This window comes from Sorlinia euscelidii (assembly GCF_036452135.1).
GTDB classification, from domain to species: domain Bacteria; phylum Pseudomonadota; class Alphaproteobacteria; order Acetobacterales; family Acetobacteraceae; genus Sorlinia; species Sorlinia euscelidii.
The window spans coordinates 69,755-89,199 of the sequence record NZ_JAWJZZ010000004.1; the positions used below are offsets into that span (position 1 = coordinate 69,755).

Below are 19,445 nucleotides of genomic sequence, written 5' to 3' on the forward strand. Positions count from 1 at the left end.
TTAGATTGGGTATTCCCGGTCGTCGCAATAATCTTCCATCGAGATGCATGAGGTTACCGTTCCCAGATCGATACGCGCAATCAACCCGCGATAGATGCGATCAAATTCCTTAATATCCGGCACGGCGAGCTTCACCTGATAGTCATAATCCCCGGCGAGGCGATGAAAATCGATGACGTTCGGGATGTCCAGCATGATGCGCCGGAACTTCTCAAGCCAGCTTTCCGAATGCTGCCTTGTCCTTATCAGAAGAAATACGGTGAGGCCAAGGCCAAGCGCTTCCCGGCTGAGTTTGACTCTCTCACCGATGATGATGCCTTTATCGCGCATGATCTGCATACGTCGCCAACATGCATTTTGCGACAGGCCGACACGGTCCGAAAGTTCACGTTGAGAAATCGCACCTTCCTTCTGGAGGACGCGTAAAATTTTTCGATCAAAATCATCCATGACGATGGATTATATCAAAAAATTTCTCAAATACTCATCAAAATATCGAGATAGTAGAGATAAATTTTCACTTGATTTAAACTATAAGTTCGACATGGGGGCAACTGTAAAACGATATTGGATTCGTGCGCGTCTATGCTTGAAGATTCAGAACGACCCGACATGGCGTCCCATCATCGCACCCTGTGCCCCGCGCATGAAAGCGACGAAAGAGGGCCCGATGCATGTCAGGAAGCTGATATGATCGGATGACGTCGCTGTCAATCGACACGCCTGTTGAGGTGACGCGCTCATTGTCAAAACGTCTCTCGCGTCTTCGCTAATGGTCAGGCGCGTACAACGCCATATTTATATTCATATTGCCGTTAAGACACCTCTGTATTGGATGTGTCATGTGAAATGCCTCGGTCCATCCCGTCGCTCTTGCCCGCGTGGCGGATTTTACGGACTTCCAATATCGTGATAGCGCTGCTTCACGATTCGCAAGCGCGCGCCTGCGGCGGACCCTGTTCAGCTCTCTTCTTCAATATCCAGCTGGGCAATCTCAATCGCGTGGCCATTCAGATGAGAGGCAATTCCATGTCCGGCAGCGACAGCCAGAACGCACAGGGCGCAGGAGAGGACGACATTGGCCAACGCCTTCTCCCATGCGCCTGCACGAATAAGGTCCAGTGTTTGCAGGCTGAAGCTTGAGAAGGTTGTATATCCTCCGCACAACCCGACCATCACAAATAATCGGGTGTTTTCCGAGACGGGAAATCGCCCATGTGTCAAAGTCAATGTGCCGAAAAAACCGATGATAAATGATCCGACCACGTTGATGCCCAGAACAGTCCCCCAGGGAAATTCATGACTGATGGATCGTGATGCATAGCCGACGAGGAACCGACCGAGCGTTCCAATGGCGCCACCGATCATCACGAGAAGACAACTTATGAAGCTCATGGTAAAAACCGGTCCTTCCATCTATATAACCGGGATTTTAAATGATCGTCGGTATAATGGGCTTTAACACGCATATTTTCCACAATCGTGCCGGTCAGGATGGGTGCGTGAAGGATCGCCTTTCATGTCATAATATGCAAAGCATCTTATGACAGAAGGGCGCGTTGAGATCGAGCGGTTTTCGCGTCTGGCTATTTTTTGGAATCGTCGTAAATATTAAGTCAGAGACCCGTCCGCGCAAACTCTTATTCCATATTGACGCCGTTAGACGGCGCTAAGAAAGGGGCCGCATATGACGAAGAGACTAATTTGTTTCCTCGGAGCCATCCTGATCCTTGCGCTCGGAAGCGCACAAGTGCGTGCGGCGGAGAATTCTGCGTCGATCGACGGTAAGGTGCCGACAGGTAACAAAGATTTGACATTCAAATTCACGTTGCGGCAGGTGGCTCTCGGTATCGGTTATAGCTGGGGTCAGGGGGAGCTTCATTATGATGGTCAGACCTATCACTTCCGCATTGAAGGTGGCGGCATTGTCGCCCTCGGCTATTCTTCAGTAACGGGCCAGGGGCGGGTTTTCGACATCAAAAAACTGACTGATTTTGACGGCACTTACTGGTCACTCAGTGCCGATGCAGCCCTCGGACGCGGGGGCAACGTCTTCATGATGGAAAATCAATATGGCACGCGCGTCAATATGAGGGGGAAAGGCGAAGGGGCCTATCTGGGGGCATCCATCAAGCGTCTGCGCTTCCGCCTGATAGGTGTTGACGGCATTGACCGCGACGAATTGCGCTGACGAACGGCGCGCGGCTTTATCCGAATAAAAATCTTGTCAATTTGCGATGCATCATGGCGTTTCGCGGTATCGCGTGATGATGAATGTGAGAGACCGCGACAAGCCCCAGAGTTGAACTCAGCCAGATGGCATCTGCCTCAGTTAGCTCATAGGCGGTCAACGATTTCTCTGAACAAAGATTTTGTTCCAACAGGCGCGCGCGGCTGATGCCGGGGAGGGCGCCGTCCCGGACAGGCGGCGTGACCAACCTGCCAGCAGAAAGAACAATGATGTTGGCGGCGCTCGCCTCCGCCACAAATCCGTCGGAATTCAGGAAGAGCGCGTCATCAAAACCCTGCTCTATCGCTTCGCACCGCGCGAGGATCGCCGGAAGATAGTTTGTATGTTTGATGACCGCCAACGGTGAGAGATGATCCTTGGGGAAGCGCGCGACAGCGAGTCGCACCTCTGCCATTGTCTGAGGCGTGTCATGCGTCGTGATGACGTAATGCGGAGAGGCAGGGTCTGGCGGCGTCAGGCCGCGCGGACCGGAACCGCGCGAAATGGTCAAGCGTAGCGCGCCCGATTTCACGGCGTTATGCCGCAGGAGCGCCAACATATCCTCCACAAGATCGTCCTGATGGATGGACGGGAAGCGCAGCACGTCAAGTCCGTGAGACAGGCGCGCCATATGGCGGTCACAGTGCTGCAAAACCCCGTCTGCAATGCGGATTGTTTCAAAAATCCCGTCACCGAGTAGAAAGCCACGATTATCCGCCGGGATGGAGGCTTCCGCAGCACGGACGAAACGTCCATTGATGCAGACATCGCGCATTATCTGAACAGCTTTAAAAGGGGCGCGGCTTTCAAGCACATCTCGTCAAACTCCCGCTGCGGGTCGGACGGGTAGGTAATCCCGCCCCCGGCGCCAATCTCAACTTTCCCACCCGAGATCAGGATGGAACGGATCACGACGTTACTATCCATCGCGCCATCATTCCCGATCCGGAACATCGTGCCGCAATAGGCATTGCGCGCCGAGCCCTCCAACCGGTCAATCAATTTTAACGCCGCATGTTTTGGCGCGCCAGTGACGGACCCGGGGGGAAGGCTGGCCCGCAGGAGATCCACGGCCGTTTGACCGCACGCCAGCTTGCCGCGCACAGTGGAAACAAGGTGATGCACATGGGTGAAACGTTCGACCTGACATAAAGCGGGGACAGACACGCTCCCGACCGCGCAGACACGTGCAATATCGTTACGCATCAGGTCGGTGATCATCAGATTTTCACCATATTCCTTCGCATCGCGGGCAAGATTTTCAGCAATGCGCGCGTCTTCCTGCTCATCCCGGCCGATTGACGCTGTGCCTTTGATGGGGCGGGTTTCGAGCCAACCATCACGATCAAGCGCAATGAATCGCTCCACCGAGGCGCTGAGAAGGGAAAATCGGGGGAGCTTGAGGAAACCCCCGAAAGGGGCGGGGGAGGTCTCCCGCAAGCGCAGATAGAGGGAAAAAATATCCGCATCATCCGGCAGGTCACCGTGCCACCGCGATGTCAGATTAGCTTGAAACAGCGCCCCCCTGCCAATGGATGCACGCGTGGCTCCGACAGCATCTTTCCAGTCACGCGCCGACATGTCCGGTGACAGGGGCACGCGTGACAGGGTGCGGGCGCGTTCTACCCGGCCGGGCGGTGGTAGAGGCGGCATCGGGCTGTGCGAGTCGCTGCACCAGAAAAGGCGCTTTTCCCGACGGTCAAATATAAACGCGCCATCGAAAGCCATCGCGGTTAAGGCGGGGATAAGAGGGCGGAAACGGGATTGAAGTCCCTCAAGCGCCAAACCCGCCTCATAAGATGCCAAACCGATGACACCGCCAGAGAACGGAACGTCATGATGCACGTCATCCCGTTTCCTGCGTAACAACCTCTGCAACTGAGCCCATCCGTCCGGTTCGTTGCTGCTCAGAATTTCTCGCGGATGAACACAGAGAATGGACCATCGGGAACGCGCTGAAACGATGCCGCCACTGTCGAGAAACGCAAGATGTGGGACGTCTTCAAACGCCGTTAAAAGCGCCTCCGGCGTCCTCCAGGCAAGTTCAATCTTGGTCATATTTTCCGCAAAGAAAGGCGGGGGCACGGCCTCATGGCCTGACGAGATGTTCAGTCAATCAGCGTCGAAACACACGCGTAAAAAGCGTCACGACGCCGATTGGGCGAGGTCTCGTTTCACGCTTTGCCAAAGGGCTTCCAGCTCCGCAAGAGATTTTTCTTCCAGATGGCTGCCTTCAGCGGCGAGTTTCTTCTCCATCGCTTCAAAACGGGAGATGAACTTCCGATTGCTCCGTTCAAGGCAGGCTTCCGGATCAAGTTCCAGCTTGCGCGCGAGGCTTGCCGTCGTGAAAAGCACATCGCCAATTTCATCTTCGAGCCGGTCACGATCGCGTGTCGCCATTTCCGCCCGGACTTCCGCGACCTCTTCATCCACTTTTTCAAGGACGTCAGCCGCGTCCTCCCAATCAAACCCTGTGCGAGCGGCGCGCTGGCAGAGTTTGGCGGCGCGTTTCAAAGCGGGTAAAGCCTGAGCCACACCCTCCAGCGCGCCATTCTGCGCTTTATCGCGTCGCTCAGCGGCTTTGAGATCTTCCCAGCCAACAGGCGTCTCACCTTTGAAAATATGGGGGTGACGGCGGATCATCTTGTCACAGATCCGGTCCACCACGTCCGCAAAGGTGAAAGCGTTTTTCTCTGACGCGATCTGGCTGAGGAAAACGACCTGAAGAAGCAGGTCCCCCAATTCATCAGCAAGCGCGTGATCATCCTTTTCCCGGATGGCTTCCGCGACTTCGTAAGCTTCTTCGATGGTGTAAGGCGCGATGGAGTCGAAATTCTGCTTGAGATCCCATGCGCAGCCTTTTTCCGGGTCTCGGAGCCGCTGCATAATCTTAAGAAGCCGGTCGATATGACTGCCCGAAATCATCGTTTATCCTGATAACGTCGCACGCCTCAAGCCGGGACCTCACGGTGCCGATGGCGTGTGCAAAGATAGATGATGGCATAAAAAGCGACGCTGCCAAGACTTGAAAACGCTGTGCCGCGATTACCGGGCTGGATCAGCATCGCTACAAAGACGGCGACAATGGCGCCGGTCATGATGACATGCAGCACGCCACTCATGGGCAGAATGAAGGCTTTATTGCTCGGATCCTGCCGCACGAAGATCGCGTGAGAAACAATCAGCATACCATAAATAATCAAAATCACGGCGCCTGTCGCGCTCAGGAGGAAGGCGAAGACGAGGTCAGGCGAGAAGATGGAGCTGAAAGCCGAAACAAGTCCAATCACGCTCGACGCAAAAACGGAATGTTTCGGGATAAGACGCACGGAAAGGAGCGAAAACGGCTCCGGCGCCTGGCCTTTATCAGCAAGCCCCCGCAAAGTGCGTGATGAAATATAGATGGAGGAGTTCAGACAGGACAGGATCGCGCTGAGCGTGACGAATTGCATGATTTCCGCAGCGCCCGGAATGCCGAGATGTCGCAACACCGTCACGAAGGGAGAATAACCTGATTGAAGGGCAGACCATGGATAGAGGAGCAGGATCAGCGCGATGGAGAGGAGAAAAAACACCGTGATGCGAATACCGATGGAGCGCGTGACCTTCGCCAGATTTTCACCCGCATTTTTGGATTCCGCCGCAGCGACAGTCGCGGATTCTGACCCCATCATGGAAAATATCACCGTGGGGATGGCCGCAAAAATCGCACTCCAGCCATAGGGGGCGAGCGTATGTGTGACCATCAGGTTGGCGACCGGCGTGACAGGTTGCGGGCCGATAAACCCCGCGAGGGCGACAAGCCCGATGGCTGAAAAAATCACGAGTGAGAAGACTTTGATGGAAGAAAGCCAGAACTCACATTCACCGAAAACATGCACGGAGATGAGGTTGACGAGATTCACCACCAATATCAACGTTGGGGCCAATATCCAGACAGGTATGCTGACCCAGTCCCGCAGGGCGATCGCGCCGCCAATAGCCTCCGCGCCGATCGTCACAACCCAGAAAGACCAGTAAAGCCAACCCGCGACAAAGCCGCTGCCATTGCCCATCGCAACACGGATACAATCGACGAAACTCCCGACACTCTCGCGGGAAATCAGCATCTCCCCGAGCATCCGCATGATGAGGATAATCAATATCCCGGTCGCGAGATAGGAGATCAGCACGCACGGGCCAGCCTGACGGATCGCCGCTGAACTCCCGACAAATAAACCCGCCCCGATCACCCCGCCAAGGGCGATCATGCGGATATGTCGATCCTTGAGTTTATGAGAGGCCGATGCGGCATGGACATCGCTATTGACGTTATTCTGCGATAAGATGATCTTCGTATTCGTCATAAAATCCAGTAGCCACATTTCCAACCGTTTCGTCTACAGAAACATTTTTAAGGATCGATTTTGGATGCCGCGCATCTTCATCGATGGAGAGGCCGGCACCACAGGTCTTGATATCAAAGCCCGACTCAAAGCCCAGAACATCGCGCTGATCTCGATCGACCCGGCGCAGAGAAAGGACCCGAAGGCCCGACTCGAGAAGATGATCAGCGCAGATCTCGTCGTTCTGTGCCTGCCGGATGATGCGGCGCGTGAGGCGGTCAATATGCTGGCCGGATATCCCGAAATCCGGGTGCTTGATGCGAGTTCGGCCCATCGCGTGGCGCCGGACTGGGTTTATGGATTTCCGGAAATCGCGGCATCACAGGCCCGGCACATCGCGCAGGCCAGCCGCGTCTCCAATCCGGGCTGCTACCCGACAGGCGCCATTGCACTGCTGCGCCCTCTGGTGGATGCAGGTCTCCTGCCGTCCGACATCAGGCTGACGATCAACGCGGTGAGTGGTTATAGTGGCGGCGGGCATCGTGTTATTGAGCAGCACGCGCGCGATGGCGGCCCCGCTTTCGCGCTTTACGAGCTCGAACTTGAGCACAAACATGTGCCGGAAATTATGCGCCATGCCGGTCTCTCCCACCGTCCGGTCTTCGTGCCATCTGTCGGGCATTTCGCGCGGGGGATGATTGTTTCCATTCCGCTTCATCTTGATCAGCTTGGTGCAATCACCTCTGAGGATTTACGTCAATGTCTCCGCGCGGCTTACCGGCAGAGCCGCTTCATCCGGGTTGCGGACGACCCTTCCGGGCGGTTGACGGCAGATGCCCTCGCGGGTGAGGATATATTGGAATTACGCGTTCATGGTAATGATGCGCGCCGCCACGCTGTGCTGACAGCGCGCCTTGATAATCTCGGCAAAGGCGCCAGCGGGGCCGCGCTTCAGAATATCCGCCTCATGCTCGGCAAGGCGGCGGTGTAACGTTTCTCCCCGCCAACGGCCGCCACAAATTCCACGTCTGAGATTGCGTTTCCGGCTGAGACATTATATGGATCGCTGCAATGCGAGAGTGACGGAACGGTAGACGTAGTCGGCTCAAAATCGACCGCCGCAAGGCATGGGGGTTCGAGTCCCCCCTCTCGTACCAAAGGTTGTGCGCATAAATCGCCGCGGGCGGTTTTCTGTCGGCCCTTTACCATTTTTGGATCGATTATGTTTCAACGCCCGTCTCTGAAACCTGCGCGGCCTTATTTCTCCTCCGGTCCTTGCGTCAAGCGTCCTGGCTGGTCCCTTCAAAACCTTGAAAAAGCGTTTCTCGGTCGCTCTCACCGTGCGGCGGAAGGGCGCGCGCGCCTGCGTGACGTCATCGAACTCTCAAAGGAGGTCCTCGAGATTCCGCCCGACTGGCGGGTGGCAATCGTCCCGGCTTCCGATACGGGCGCGGTAGAAATGATCCTCTGGGCGCTGGCTGGGACACGGCCTGTTGATGTCCTGTCATTTGAGAGTTTCTCCGCCCTCTGGGCTGCCGACCTGCGCGATGCGTTGGAAATCTCAGACCTCAATATCCTCGCTGCGCCCTACGGGACCTTGCCCGATCTTACCCGGATTGACTGGTCTCACGATGTTGTCCTGACCTGGAATGGCACGACATCCGGCGTGTGTATGCCGCAGGACTTCACCATCCCCGCATCGCGAGAGGGATTGGCCATCTGCGATGCAACGTCAGCGGCTTTCGCGATGGATCTCCCTTGGGACCGGCTCGATGTCGTGACATGGTCGTGGCAGAAAGTGCTGGGCGGGGAGGCGGCGCATGGCATGTTGGCGCTTAATCCCCGTGCTGTAGCGCGGCTTGAAAGCGCGCCGAAGCGGGCGCTGCCCAAGATTTTCCGCCTGACAAACGCAAAAGGGCTCATTGAGGGTATTTTCAAGGGAGATACCATCAACACGCCCTCCATGTTGTGCGTTGAAGATGCGCGGGACGGTCTCGAATGGGCGCGCGCCCTTGGCGGGCTGACGGGCCTCAAAGCGCGGGTGCAGAAGAACCTTGACGTTGTGACAAAATGGGTGGAGGCGACAGATTGGATCGACTTCCTCGCGGAAAAACGGGCGATACGCTCCCCGACATCCATCTGCCTCAAATTCACGGCATCATGGTTTACGTCGCTTAGCGCTGACAGGCAGGCCGCCATTGTCAAAAAACTGGTCGGGCTTCTGGAGCGGGAAGGGGCAGGGTATGACCTGGCCCATTACCGGGACGCGCCAGCGGGGCTGCGCATCTGGGGTGGGGCCACGGTGGAACATACGGATATCGCGGCGCTTCTGCCCTGGATTGAATGGGCGTATGCGCAGGTCAAAGCGGAGGCCGCCGCATGAACGCACCGCAGGAACCCCCCGTCACCCTCCTCCCGACCGGCTTCATCGACCTCTTACAGCATGAGGCGGAGGCGGAGGCACAAGGCATCGCCCGGATCATGGATGTCTTTTCCCAATATGGATATGAGCAGGTCCGGCCGCCTCTTATCGAATTTGAAGCGTCACTGCTCGCGGGGGGCGGGCAGGCGCTTTCGGCGCAGACCTTCCGTATTCTGGACCCGGATTCCCGCCGCATGCTGGCGCTCCGGCCGGATATGACGACGCAGATCTCCCGCATTGCCGCCACGCGCCTGGCCGAAAGGCCACGCCCTTTGCGCCTGTCCTATGCGGGGAGCTGCGTGCTGGTCGGGACGCCGGGGCGCGATGGCGCCCGGCAGATCACCCAGGTCGGGCTTGAACTGATCGGTCCGGACAGCGCGGAGGCTGATGCGGAGGTGATCCTCGTCACCTCTTCCGCATTGAGCGCCTTACAGGTGGCGAATGTCTCCATTGACCTCTCCTGCCCGAATATCGCGAAGGCGCTGATTGCCACCGAGACATTCACGGCAGCACAGGAGGCCACGCTGATCCAGGCCCTTGACCGGAAAGATGTTGCGGCGGTGCGGGATCTTGGCGGTACGCTCGCGCCCGTCCTGACTCAGCTTCTGCGTGCCACGGGCCCTGCGCGCCACGCATTGGAAATTCTGACGCAACTGGATCTGCCGCTCTCCGCCGCTGACGAGGTCAGACGACTTCAGGAAGTTGTGAACGCCGTATGGACGGCTGACCCGACAATAATCCTGACGATTGACCCGGCTGAGTTTCGGGGCTGGCAGTATCATACGGGCCTGTGCATGACGGTGTTCGCCGCGGATGTGCGGGAGGAAATCGGGCGTGGCGGGCGCTATCTCTCTTATGAGCAGGAGGCAGCCTGTGGCATGACATTGCGGCCCGAGGCACTTCTGAAAGCGACGCCGCCTGTTTCCCTGAAAAAACGGGTTTACCTGCCGCACGGCACTTCTGCCGCACGATCTCACAAATTGCGTGAAGATGGTTTCGCAACTGTCGCCGGACTCAACGAAGTTTCGAGCCCCTGCGCGGAAGCGCGTCGGTTACGCTGCGCATATTACATTCTGCAAGATAAATTAGTTGAGGTTTAAGGGGGTTTTATGTCCAACGTCACCGTAATCGGCACTCAGTGGGGTGACGAAGGCAAGGGCAAAATCGTTGACTGGCTGGCAAGCCGCGCGGATATTGTGGTGCGGTTTCAGGGCGGACATAATGCGGGCCATACGCTTGTTGTCGGTGACCAGACATATAAATTGTCGCTCCTCCCCTCCGGTCTCGTCCGCGGCAAAACCGGCGTGATTGGGAATGGCGTAGTGGTCGACCCGGAAGCCTTTCTGGCTGAGGTTGAGCGCGTTACTGCCCAAGGCCTGACTGTGTCGCCGGAAACACTTTGGGTAGCGGATAATGCCGCGTTGATCCTGCCCGTGCACGTGGCCACGGATCGCGCGCGCGAGGCCGCCCGAGGCGATCGTAAAATCGGCACGACCGGGCGCGGAATCGGACCGGCTTATGAAGATAAGGTGGCGCGCCGTGCCATCCGCCTCTGCGACCTCGCGGAGGAGGAAACACTGGACTGGAAGCTTGACGAGCTCCTCCTGCATCACAACACCTTACTGGCAGGGCTTGGCGCACCGACTTTCACGAAGCAGGCTTTGAAAGAACATATCGCGCGCCTCGCGCCCCGCATCCTCCCCTATGGCTGCACGGCCTGGGCACGACTTGATGAGGCGCGCCGCAGTGGTGCACGCATCCTTTTTGAGGGGGCGCAGGCCGTTATGCTGGATGTTGATCATGGGACTTATCCCTTTGTGACAAGTTCCAATACGGTCGCGGCTGTCGCGGCGAGTGGCAGCGGTGTCGGGCCGGCGCATGTCGGATTTGTGCTCGGCATTGCCAAAGCCTATTGCACCCGCGTGGGGGAAGGGCCTTTCCCGTCCGAATTATTTGATGTGAATGGCACGACGCTCGGCCAGCGCGGGCATGAATTCGGCACGAATACAGGGCGGCCCCGGCGTTGCGGCTGGTTTGATGCGGTTTTAGTGCGTCAGGCTGTGAAAGTTGGCGGCGTCAATGGCATTGCCCTGACGAAACTGGACGTGCTTGACGGTTTTGATGAAATCAAAATTTGCACGGGTTATATGCTTGATGGCGCGGCGGTCAGTGTTTTTCCGTCCAGCCCGGCGGCGCAAAAGCGGGTCAAGCCTGTTTTCGAAACGATTCAAGGATGGAAAGAAACAACCTTCGGTGCCCGCAGCTGGGCTGATCTACCGGCTCAGGCCATCAAATATATCCGCCGCATTGAAGAGCTGATCGAAGCGCCGGTTACTCTGCTTTCGACGAGCCCGGAACGTGATGACACGATCCTGATGCGGGACCCGTTTGAAGATTAAAATCCAGGATTACCAGACGGATCCAAAGTAAACGGCCGAAATTGGAGCGGGGAGAGTTGCGACCCGCTCCGTTCCCGGACCCTGTCCCGATCGATAAGGTCTTATTTCACCATCTCGGCATGACGTTGCGCGACCAGCTTCGCGTTAGAGAGGCGACGCGCCTCGACTTCCGCCGACATGGCTTTTTGCAGTTTCTCAAACGCCCGCGCCTCAATCTGGCGGATACGCTCGCGAGAGACATTATAGTGATGGGAGAGATCCTCCAAAGTTGAAGGTTCTTCCTTCAGTCGACGCTCCTGCAGAATATGACGCTCACGCGGGTTGAGTGTCAGCAGGGCTTTGGAGAGCATGTCCTGACGCCCGGATAATTCTTCGGATTCTCCGAGGCGTTTTTCCTGATCAGCACCTTCATCCACCAACCAATCCTGCCATTCCCCTTCGCCATCGCTTTTCAGCGGCGCATTCAGACTCCGGTCCGGGGCCGTCAGGCGGCGGTTCATTGAGACGATTTCAGCATCCGACACGCCGAGCGCTTTGGCGATCCGATCCACCTGTTCCGGCTTGAGATCCCCATCATCAATGGCCTGCATCTGGCCTTTCAGGCGGCGCAGATTGAAGAACAGTTTTTTCTGGGCTGCTGTCGTGCCGATTTTAACGAGAGACCAGCTATGGAGGATATATTCCTGCATGGCAGCGCGGATCCACCACATCGCATATGTCGCCAGCCGAAAGCCGCGCTCAGGGTCAAAGCGTTTGACCGCCTGCATCATCCCGACATTGCCTTCACTGATGAGTTCACTGACGGGGAGGCCATAACCACGGTAGCCCATCGCAATTTTTGCGACCAGGCGCAAATGAGATGTTACAAGTTTATGGGCCGCGTTTGCATCCTGCCGGTCGCGCCAAAGGCGGGCCAGGCGATTTTCCTCATCCGCTGTAAGAAGCGGAAAACGGCGGATCTGCTGTAAGTAACGGGTCAAGCCTGCTTCCGGACCCATAGAGATCGCTGGGGTAGAAACCATATGCTCTCACTCCTGACATCAGGGACGGACAGGCCGCGACCCTGAGACGCATTTTGGGAATTTGCCCTCGAAATATGCCCTTATTTTAAGCGACATATTTGATGCCCCGCCTTCAGTTTGCGTCACGCCCTGAAGATAACCTTCTATAACAAAAGTACCGAAATCTGTCAATAAACAGTACCGTATTACTCGGGTTTAAACACCAATGGTATCAAGGAGTTGCACGATATCCGGTGCCAAATTTTTCTCAAAACGTAACATTTCTCCGGTGCGGGGATGGGTGAAGCCGAGCACCACGGCATCCAAAGCCTGACGCGGAAAATCCAGTGCTGCCTGGCGCGCGGAGAGAGGCAGGTTTTTCGCCGCTGCGGGGATACGGCGCAGATAAACCGGGTCACCCAGAAGCGGATGGCCGGCATGGGCAAGATGCACGCGGATCTGATGCGTTCGACCTGTCATCAAACGGCACTCAATTTTCGAGACGCATCCCGCATGGACTGAAAGGGTCCGCACCCGCGTCAAGGCGTGCTTTCCCTGCCCGGTGACGACGGCCATACGCTTGCGGTCCCGCCGATCCCGGCCGATAGAACCCTCGAAAATGCTTTCAGGGGGGAGAATGCCCCAGGCAAGCGCGTGATAGGCTCGTTCAATGTTTCTGGCCGCGAAAGCCTCTGAAAGGGCGTTGTGCGCCAAGGCTGTTTTAGCGACGACCATCAGCCCGGACGTGTCTTTATCGAGACGATGCACAATCCCCGGACGTTTTTCGCCTCCGATCCCTTCCAGACGGTCACCGCAATGGGCAATCAGCGCATTGACGAGCGTCCCTGCCTCATTGCCCGGTGCAGGATGCACGACCAGTCCCGGCGCCTTGTCCAAAACAATAAGGTCGCGATCCTCAAAAAGAATGTTCAGCGGAATATCCTGGCCGATCAAAGTGGCGGGCAGAGCGCCCGGCACGATGACGCGAATCACCTGGCCGGCGCGCGTCAAACTTGACGGTTCCGTCATGGCAATGCCATTGCAGGTGATATGTCCAACCTCAATGAGGGCTTTCAAACGACTGCGGGAGTAGGCGCTCAACTTGCCGGCAAGGAAGCGATCCAGCCTCTGGCCGGCATCCTCCGGCGAGACCTCCAGCTTCGTATCGATTTCAGGGTGGGGCAGGGGGTTCATCAGGGTGGTTCTAGCAAATAAAAGGTGCGGCGTGTCATGAATCTGGAAAACCCGAATCCCGGCCCATCGCGCGTCCTGACAGGGCTCGTCATCGTCATGGGGGTTCTGATTATTGTTGGACTCGCCGCGCTGGTGACGGTCATCATCTCCCGCCACCTTCATCCGGAAGTCGCGCCCCCGCATGAAGTTCAGCGGGTTCTGCTCCATATCGGCGGTCAATCACGCATCACCAATATCGTGCCAAGTGCAAATGGTGATGTTATCATTGAGATTTCGGGACAAAACGGGGATCAGCGCGTTGCAGTCTGGGAACCCTCATCGGGCCGTATCTCGGCGGAGCTGGATCTCGTTCCAACGCCGTGATGCGGTCAGCCTGGCTGGAGTATGTGATGCGACCTTTCCCTGCGATCATCTCTTTTTCCGCTGTCGCTACATCTCTGGCCATTGGCGGATGGATGGGGCCCGCGCGGCAAGGCGCCGCGACGGCGCGATGGTATCGAGATCTGGCCAAGCCTGATCTCACACCCCCGCCATATATCTTCGCGACGATCTGGCCGATTTTGGGATTGGGACTCGCTTTTTATGGCTATCGGGCCATGACCGATACGCAATCCCATTTAAAACGGACCCGCATCACTTTATGGGCGCTGCTCACGGCGGGGATTTTGGCCTTCCCCCTCGTTGCTTTTCAATGGCGACGTCTGCAGGTCGCAACCGGGCTTGCCGCGGCGATGGCCCTCCTGGCTTCGGGGGGCGTCGCCGTATCCTGCCGGCGCGACATTAAAGCCACATGCGCTCTCACGCCGATGGTGTTATGGCTTGGCTTCGCCACGTGGCTGCAATTTGCGATCTGGCAGAAAAACCCTGACGAAAATTAGGTCAACTGCGTCCCGCACGGTCATCGACGCGTCAATCATTCATTAATAATAAATTTAAGATGTTTCGACCTCAAGGGTTGAAATCGCCCGACGCGATGCGCAGTTCGGTCAAGTGAAAGGCGGCAACGCGCCTTCCCTAGCCTGTCAAAAAGGGCTGGCCACATCCCATTCCTGTCAATTCCGATGGAAAGATGACCAAATAGGAAAATTTATGTCAGATCTTTTTTCACCGATCCAACTCGGCGCCATAGAAGCTAAAAACCGCATATTGATGGCGCCTCTCACCCGGGCGCGCGCAACGCGTGAACATGTCCCCACGCCTATGATGGTGGAATATTATGCGCAACGCGCCGAAGCCGGGTTGATCATCTCGGAAGGTGTCGGCATTTCCCGGCAAGGCCTCGGTTGGCCCCACTCCCCTGGCATCTGGAGTGATGAACAGGTTGAAAAATGGCGTCCGGTTACGCAGGCTGTGCATGAAAAAGGCGGCAAAATCGTTGCGCAGCTCTGGCATATGGGCCGCATGGCGCATTCAGCCGTCACGGGTCAGCCCATCGTTTCCAGCTCAGCAACACGCGTTGACATGAAATTACATATTCATGCCGGGAAAGAAGACGCTGAGACAGCGCGGGCCCTGACCATCGCGGAAATCGCGCAGATCGTCGAGGATTACGGCGTCGCGGCCCGCAATGCGATGCAGGCAGGCTTTGACGGCATCCAGATTCACAGCGCCAACGGCTATCTCTTGGATCAATTCCTGCGGAGCAACTCTAACTTCCGCGATGATGAATATGGTGGCGCGCCGGAAAACCGCATCCGCTTCCTGAAAGAGGCAACGGCACGGATCATCAAGGAGATTGGTGCGGCGCGCACATCTGTGCGGCTATCGCCCAACGGGGACACGCAGGGTTGCTTTGAGCCTGATCCGGAGTCCGTCTTTGTGCCCGCGGCGAAAATGCTCAGTGATCTCGGGATCGGCTTCCTGGAGCTTCGGGAGATCGGGCCGGAAGGGACTTACGGCAGCACGGACCAGCCGAAAATCCACGACGCGATCCGTAAAGTTTTCAACGGGCCTTTGATCCTGAATTCCGATTACACGCGGTCTCAGGCGATTGAGACGGTCGCGAATGGCACGGCGGACGGTATTGCTTTCGGGCGGCCCTTCATCTCCAATCCGGACCTCGTGACGCGATTGCAGAAGGACCTGCCCCTCGCGCCATGGAATATAAAGACCTTCTATACCCAGACAGAAGAAGGTTACACAGACTACCCGACGTACGGAAAGTAAGCCCACACCCATCCCGGTTTCGACCGGGATGGCGCTGGTTTGGCGCGGCGGTCGTCACACTTCAAGGCGACCTCAGACCGTGAAATATTTCGCTTTCGGGTTGAAGATCACAAGCGCGGAGGTCGATTGCTCCGGGTGGAGTTGATAGCCATCTGAAAGCGAAATTCCCATTTTATCGGTTTCAAGCAGGGTCAGAATGCAAGTCTGATCCTCTAATCGCGGGCAGGCGGGATAACCGAACGAATAACGCGAGCCGCGATAACCCTGTGCCAGCAATTTTTCCCGGTCGCGCGCATCCTCGCTGGAAAATCCGAGTTCGGCGCGCATCCGCTTATGCGTATATTCCGCCATCGCTTCCGCAATTTCGACGGAGAGGCCGTGTAGGTAAAGGTAATCCTGATAACGATTGGCCTCAAACCAGTCCCGCGCCAGGTCCGAGGCTTTTTGCCCGACGGTCACGACCTGAAGGCCGATGACGTCGCGTTGGGCGTCATCCACATCCCGCACAAAATCGGCGATGCAGTCACCATCCTCTTTCGGCTGTCGCGGCAATGCAAAACGCGCCACCTCATTCTGGCCGGTCTCGTCAAACAGGATGAGGTTATTACCTTCACCGGCGGCTTTCCAATAACCGTAACTGGCGCAAGGCTGAAGGATGTCTTCCTCTTCACAGATTTTCAGCATGCGCTTGAGGACAGGTTTGAATTCCGTCCGCGCATAGGCAAGAAAAGCCTCCAGTGAGCGTCCGTCCTTCTTGAAACCCCATTGAAACTGATAGAGTGACCGCTCATTCAGGAAGGGAAGCACTGCGTTCACTTTAGCCTCAAGCGCGCGCGGGCCATAGAATGGCGCGTTCGGCACGGTGACATCGTGATTGATCCGCTGTCGCCGCGCGCGCACGACAGCCACATCGACAGGCGCGAACCCACGGGCCTCCGCATTTTCAATCACACGGGAGACATTCCGTGACTTGCGCCCCGCCCTCTGCGTCTGGAGCGCGGCGAGGTAATCGTCAAACTGGTTCTGCACGACCTTATCCATTAAGGACAGGCCGTCAAAAGCGTCCCGGGCATAGGCCACGCGTCCCGCCACGTCCTGGCCATAAGCTTTGACGCAGTCATCCTCAACATAATTGCGCGTCAGCGCCGCCCCGCCGAGAAAAACGGGGATTTTCAAACCCTGGCGCGCCATTTCCTCCAGATTTTCCCGCATGATGACGGTGGATTTAACGAGGAGTCCTGACATGCCGATGGCATCCGCCTGATGCGCCTTCGCGGCGGCAATCATATCCGCGACGGGCACTTTAATCCCGAGATTGATCACCTGATAACCATTATTGGTCAGGATGATATCAACGAGATTTTTTCCGATATCATGCACGTCGCCTTTGACCGTGGCGAGCACCATTGTGCCGCGCGCCTGCCCCTCGGTTTTTTCAAGGTGAGGTTCCAGATAAGCAACAGCGTGCTTCATCGTTTCGGCGGATTGCAGCACGAAGGGCAATTGCATCTTACCGGCACCGAAAAGCTCACCGACGACCTTCATCCCGTCAAGCAGGACGTCATTGATGATGTTGAGCGGCGCGATTTTCTCCATCGCGGCCGCGAGATCCTCCTCGATCCCTTTCCGGTCTCCATCGACGATGCGGTCCTTCAAACGCTCTTCCGGCGTCTCCGCGCGGCGCTTGGCGGTAGCGTCCTCCGCTTTCCGTCCGCTGAAGAGAGACAGGAGTTTCTGCAGAGGGTCGTAATCCTCCCGACGCCGGTCGAAAATGAGGTCTTCCGCAACCTGCACCTCTTCCGCCGCGATCAGATGAAGCGGGCGGATTTTACTGACATGCACGATCGCGCCTGTCATACCCGCTTTCACGGCGTGGTCGAGGAAGACAGAGTTCAGCACGGCACGCGCCGCCGCATTCAAACCAAAGGAAATGTTGGAAAGGCCAAGGATTATCTGCACCTCCGGATATTTTTCCCGGATAAGGCGGATGCCCTCGAGCGTCCATAGCCCCAATTTGCGATCATCCTCCACGCCGGTCGCGATCGTGAAGGTGAGGGGGTCGATCATCAGATCGGCCTGTGGCAGGCCAAATTCGCCGCATGCCACTTCTATCAGGCGGTCGGCTATGCGCAGTTTATCTTCCGGCGTTTTGGCCATACCGACTTCGTCGATCGTGAGCCCAATGACGGCGGCCCCGAATTTCCGTGCCAGGTGCATCCGCGCATCCGCATGCTCCCGCCCATCCTCGAAATTGATGGAGTTGATGATGGGTTTGCCGCCATGCCGTTTCAGCGCGGCTTCAATCACGTTCGTTTCCGTTGAATCGATCACGAGGGGCGCATTGACAGCGGCGGTGAAGCGCGTGATCACCTCATTCATTTCTGCGATTTCATCTCGACCGACAAAGGCCGTGCACACATCGAGCGCGTTGGAGCCCTCAGCTGCCTGCTCCCGCCCGACGGCGACGCATCCATCCCAGTCATGCGCTTCCTGCAATGAGCGCCATTTTTTCGAGCCATTGGCGTTGCATCTCTCACCGATGGAAAAATAACTATTTTCCTGCCGCAGTGCGGTCTGTGTATAGAGGCTGGCGACGGAGGGCACCCAATGGACGCTGCGCTTCACCGGTGTCGGGCGCCAGGAATCCTTCCCCAATTTGCGTAACATCGTGTCAAGCGCCGCGATGTGCGGGGTTGACGTCCCACAACATCCGCCGACGAGGTTGATGCCGTCCTCCAGCACGAAGCGTTCAACCCAGCTCGCCATGTCATCGGGTGAAAGCGGATAATGCGTTTTGCCATCTACCAACTCCGGCAGGCCCGCATTGGGCTGAATGGAGATCATGCCCGGCCAGTTCTCCGCCATCCAGCTGATATGCTCCGCCATTTCCTGCGGGCCGGTGGCGCAGTTGAGGCCCATCAAAGGCACATCCAGCGCATTCACAACCGTGGCCGCCGCCGCAATATCAGGCCCGACAAGGAGGGTGCCGGTCGTCTCCACCGTCACCTGAACAAAAATAGGCGTTTCCTTACCGAGTTGTCCGCGCGCGATTTTCGCGGCATTGACCGCGGCCTTGATTTGCAACGTATCCTGGCATGTCTCGATCAGGATGGCGTCAACTCCGCCATCAATCAGGCCAAGGCATTGAATGACGAGCCCCGCTTCAAGCTTGTCATAATCAATATTACCGAGGGAGGGGAGCTTGGTGCCCGGGCCAACTGAGCCGATAACATAGCGATGGCGTCCATCGGCAAAGCTCTCCGCTGCCTCACGCGCCAGTTCGGCGGACACCTTATTAATTTCACGCGCACGGTCCTGAAGGCCGAACTCCGCCAACGTGATGACGGAGCCCCCGAAACTGTTCGTCTCGACCATATCCGCCCCGGCCTCAAAATAGCTGCGGTGAATATCCCGGATGATTTCAGGGCGTGAGAGGGAGAGGATTTCCGTGCAATTCTCTTGCCCCCAATAATCCCGCTCCGTATCAAGATCGAGCATCTGCACTTTTGAGCCCATCCCGCCGTCACAAAGGAGGACGCGGTCCCTCAGAATCTCAAGCAAGGCTGGGCGGGTCATATAAAGGGCTTTCGGTGTAGATCTGACGCGTTCAGGGCGTGACGTCGCGCGTCAGCCCCTACCGGAACTCAAACTAAAATGCGTCCCGGCTTGAGCGCAAGAGTGCGAAACGCTTAAATGAGGCAGGTCCAT

Annotated in this window: 17 protein-coding genes and 1 tRNA gene; 9 read left to right on the top strand and 9 right to left on the bottom strand. The window is 57.0% G+C overall.

Going from position 1 to position 19,445, the window contains the following annotated elements; genetic code table 11:
- Nucleotides 1–450: an Lrp/AsnC family transcriptional regulator gene (locus CGLAMM_RS08365; RefSeq protein ID WP_394818614.1), complete on the bottom strand. Its 450-nt coding sequence runs from the start codon at nt 448–450 to the stop codon at nt 1–3.
- A 510-nt stretch (nt 451–960) separates the two neighbouring features.
- The gene (gene crcB / locus CGLAMM_RS08370) at nt 961–1,395 is read right to left on the bottom strand and encodes a fluoride efflux transporter CrcB (RefSeq protein WP_418115592.1); all 435 of its coding nucleotides are present in this window, start codon (nt 1,393–1,395) and stop codon (nt 961–963) included.
- 292 nt (nt 1,396–1,687) lie between these two features.
- Between crcB and CGLAMM_RS08375 the strand changes: the two genes are divergently transcribed.
- Entirely contained in the window at nt 1,688–2,191 is a 504-nt protein-coding gene (locus CGLAMM_RS08375; protein ID WP_394818612.1) for a hypothetical protein, read from the top strand.
- A gap of 16 nt (nt 2,192–2,207) precedes the next feature.
- Here the strand turns inward: CGLAMM_RS08375 and CGLAMM_RS08380 are convergent, their stop codons facing one another.
- The 4 genes from CGLAMM_RS08380 to CGLAMM_RS08395 form a co-directional block, all read right to left on the bottom strand.
- Nucleotides 2,208–3,005, bottom strand: coding sequence for an aminotransferase class IV (locus CGLAMM_RS08380; protein WP_394818611.1), 798 nt, complete (start codon nt 3,003–3,005; stop codon nt 2,208–2,210).
- The gene (locus tag CGLAMM_RS08385) at nt 3,005–4,288 is read right to left on the bottom strand and encodes an anthranilate synthase component I family protein (protein ID WP_394818610.1); all 1,284 of its coding nucleotides are present in this window, start codon (nt 4,286–4,288) and stop codon (nt 3,005–3,007) included. The genes CGLAMM_RS08380 and CGLAMM_RS08385 overlap by 1 nt, the downstream gene beginning before the upstream one ends.
- A gap of 87 nt (nt 4,289–4,375) precedes the next feature.
- Entirely contained in the window at nt 4,376–5,155 is a 780-nt protein-coding gene (gene mazG, locus CGLAMM_RS08390; protein ID WP_394818609.1) for a nucleoside triphosphate pyrophosphohydrolase, read from the bottom strand.
- 26 nt (nt 5,156–5,181) lie between these two features.
- On the bottom strand, nt 5,182–6,576 hold the full coding sequence (locus CGLAMM_RS08395) for an amino acid permease (protein WP_418115595.1): 1,395 nt from the start codon (nt 6,574–6,576) through the stop codon (nt 5,182–5,184).
- 64 nt (nt 6,577–6,640) lie between these two features.
- Here CGLAMM_RS08395 and argC point away from each other — a divergent pair, with 64 nt between their 5' ends.
- The 5 genes from argC (at nt 6,641) to CGLAMM_RS08420 (ending at nt 11,376) form a co-directional block, all read left to right on the top strand.
- Nucleotides 6,641–7,546 carry an N-acetyl-gamma-glutamyl-phosphate reductase gene (argC, locus tag CGLAMM_RS08400; protein WP_394818606.1) on the top strand — a complete coding sequence of 302 codons (906 nt, stop codon included), beginning with the start codon at nt 6,641–6,643 and terminating at the stop codon, nt 7,544–7,546.
- An 82-nt stretch (nt 7,547–7,628) separates the two neighbouring features.
- Nucleotides 7,629–7,712: transfer RNA gene (locus tag CGLAMM_RS08405), tRNA-Leu, on the top strand.
- A gap of 65 nt (nt 7,713–7,777) precedes the next feature.
- Entirely contained in the window at nt 7,778–8,938 is a 1,161-nt protein-coding gene (locus tag CGLAMM_RS08410; RefSeq protein ID WP_394818605.1) for a phosphoserine transaminase, read from the top strand.
- Nucleotides 8,935–10,077: an ATP phosphoribosyltransferase regulatory subunit gene (locus tag CGLAMM_RS08415; RefSeq protein ID WP_394818604.1), complete on the top strand. Its 1,143-nt coding sequence runs from the start codon at nt 8,935–8,937 to the stop codon at nt 10,075–10,077. The genes CGLAMM_RS08410 and CGLAMM_RS08415 overlap by 4 nt, the downstream gene beginning before the upstream one ends.
- Nucleotides 10,078–10,086: 9 nt before the next feature.
- On the top strand, nt 10,087–11,376 hold the full coding sequence (locus tag CGLAMM_RS08420) for an adenylosuccinate synthase (RefSeq protein ID WP_394818603.1): 1,290 nt from the start codon (nt 10,087–10,089) through the stop codon (nt 11,374–11,376).
- A gap of 101 nt (nt 11,377–11,477) precedes the next feature.
- Here the strand turns inward: CGLAMM_RS08420 and rpoH are convergent, their stop codons facing one another.
- Complete coding sequence (gene rpoH / locus CGLAMM_RS08425; RefSeq protein WP_394818602.1) at nt 11,478–12,398, bottom strand: RNA polymerase sigma factor RpoH; 921 nt, start codon at nt 12,396–12,398, stop codon at nt 11,478–11,480.
- A 195-nt stretch (nt 12,399–12,593) separates the two neighbouring features.
- Nucleotides 12,594–13,571 (bottom strand): RluA family pseudouridine synthase, encoded by a 978-nt coding sequence (locus CGLAMM_RS08430; protein WP_394818601.1) that lies wholly within the window; start codon nt 13,569–13,571, stop codon nt 12,594–12,596.
- Between the two features lie 36 nt (nt 13,572–13,607).
- On the opposite strand from CGLAMM_RS08430, the gene CGLAMM_RS08435 reads away from it, so the two are divergent.
- From CGLAMM_RS08435 to CGLAMM_RS08445, 3 genes are all read left to right on the top strand, one after another.
- Nucleotides 13,608–13,934 (top strand): hypothetical protein, encoded by a 327-nt coding sequence (locus tag CGLAMM_RS08435; RefSeq protein ID WP_394818600.1) that lies wholly within the window; start codon nt 13,608–13,610, stop codon nt 13,932–13,934.
- 26 nt (nt 13,935–13,960) lie between these two features.
- A complete protein-coding gene (locus CGLAMM_RS08440; RefSeq protein WP_418115597.1) occupies nt 13,961–14,449 on the top strand; it encodes a TspO/MBR family protein in 489 nt (162 codons plus the stop codon).
- A 211-nt stretch (nt 14,450–14,660) separates the two neighbouring features.
- Nucleotides 14,661–15,737, top strand: a complete 1,077-nt coding sequence (locus CGLAMM_RS08445; RefSeq protein WP_394818598.1) for an alkene reductase — start codon at nt 14,661–14,663, stop codon at nt 15,735–15,737.
- Nucleotides 15,738–15,809: 72 nt separating this feature from the next.
- On the opposite strand, the gene metH is transcribed toward CGLAMM_RS08445, so the two are convergent.
- Nucleotides 15,810–19,313, bottom strand: a complete 3,504-nt coding sequence (metH, locus tag CGLAMM_RS08450) for a methionine synthase (protein WP_394818597.1) — start codon at nt 19,311–19,313, stop codon at nt 15,810–15,812.
- Nucleotides 19,314–19,445: the final 132 nt, after the last annotated feature.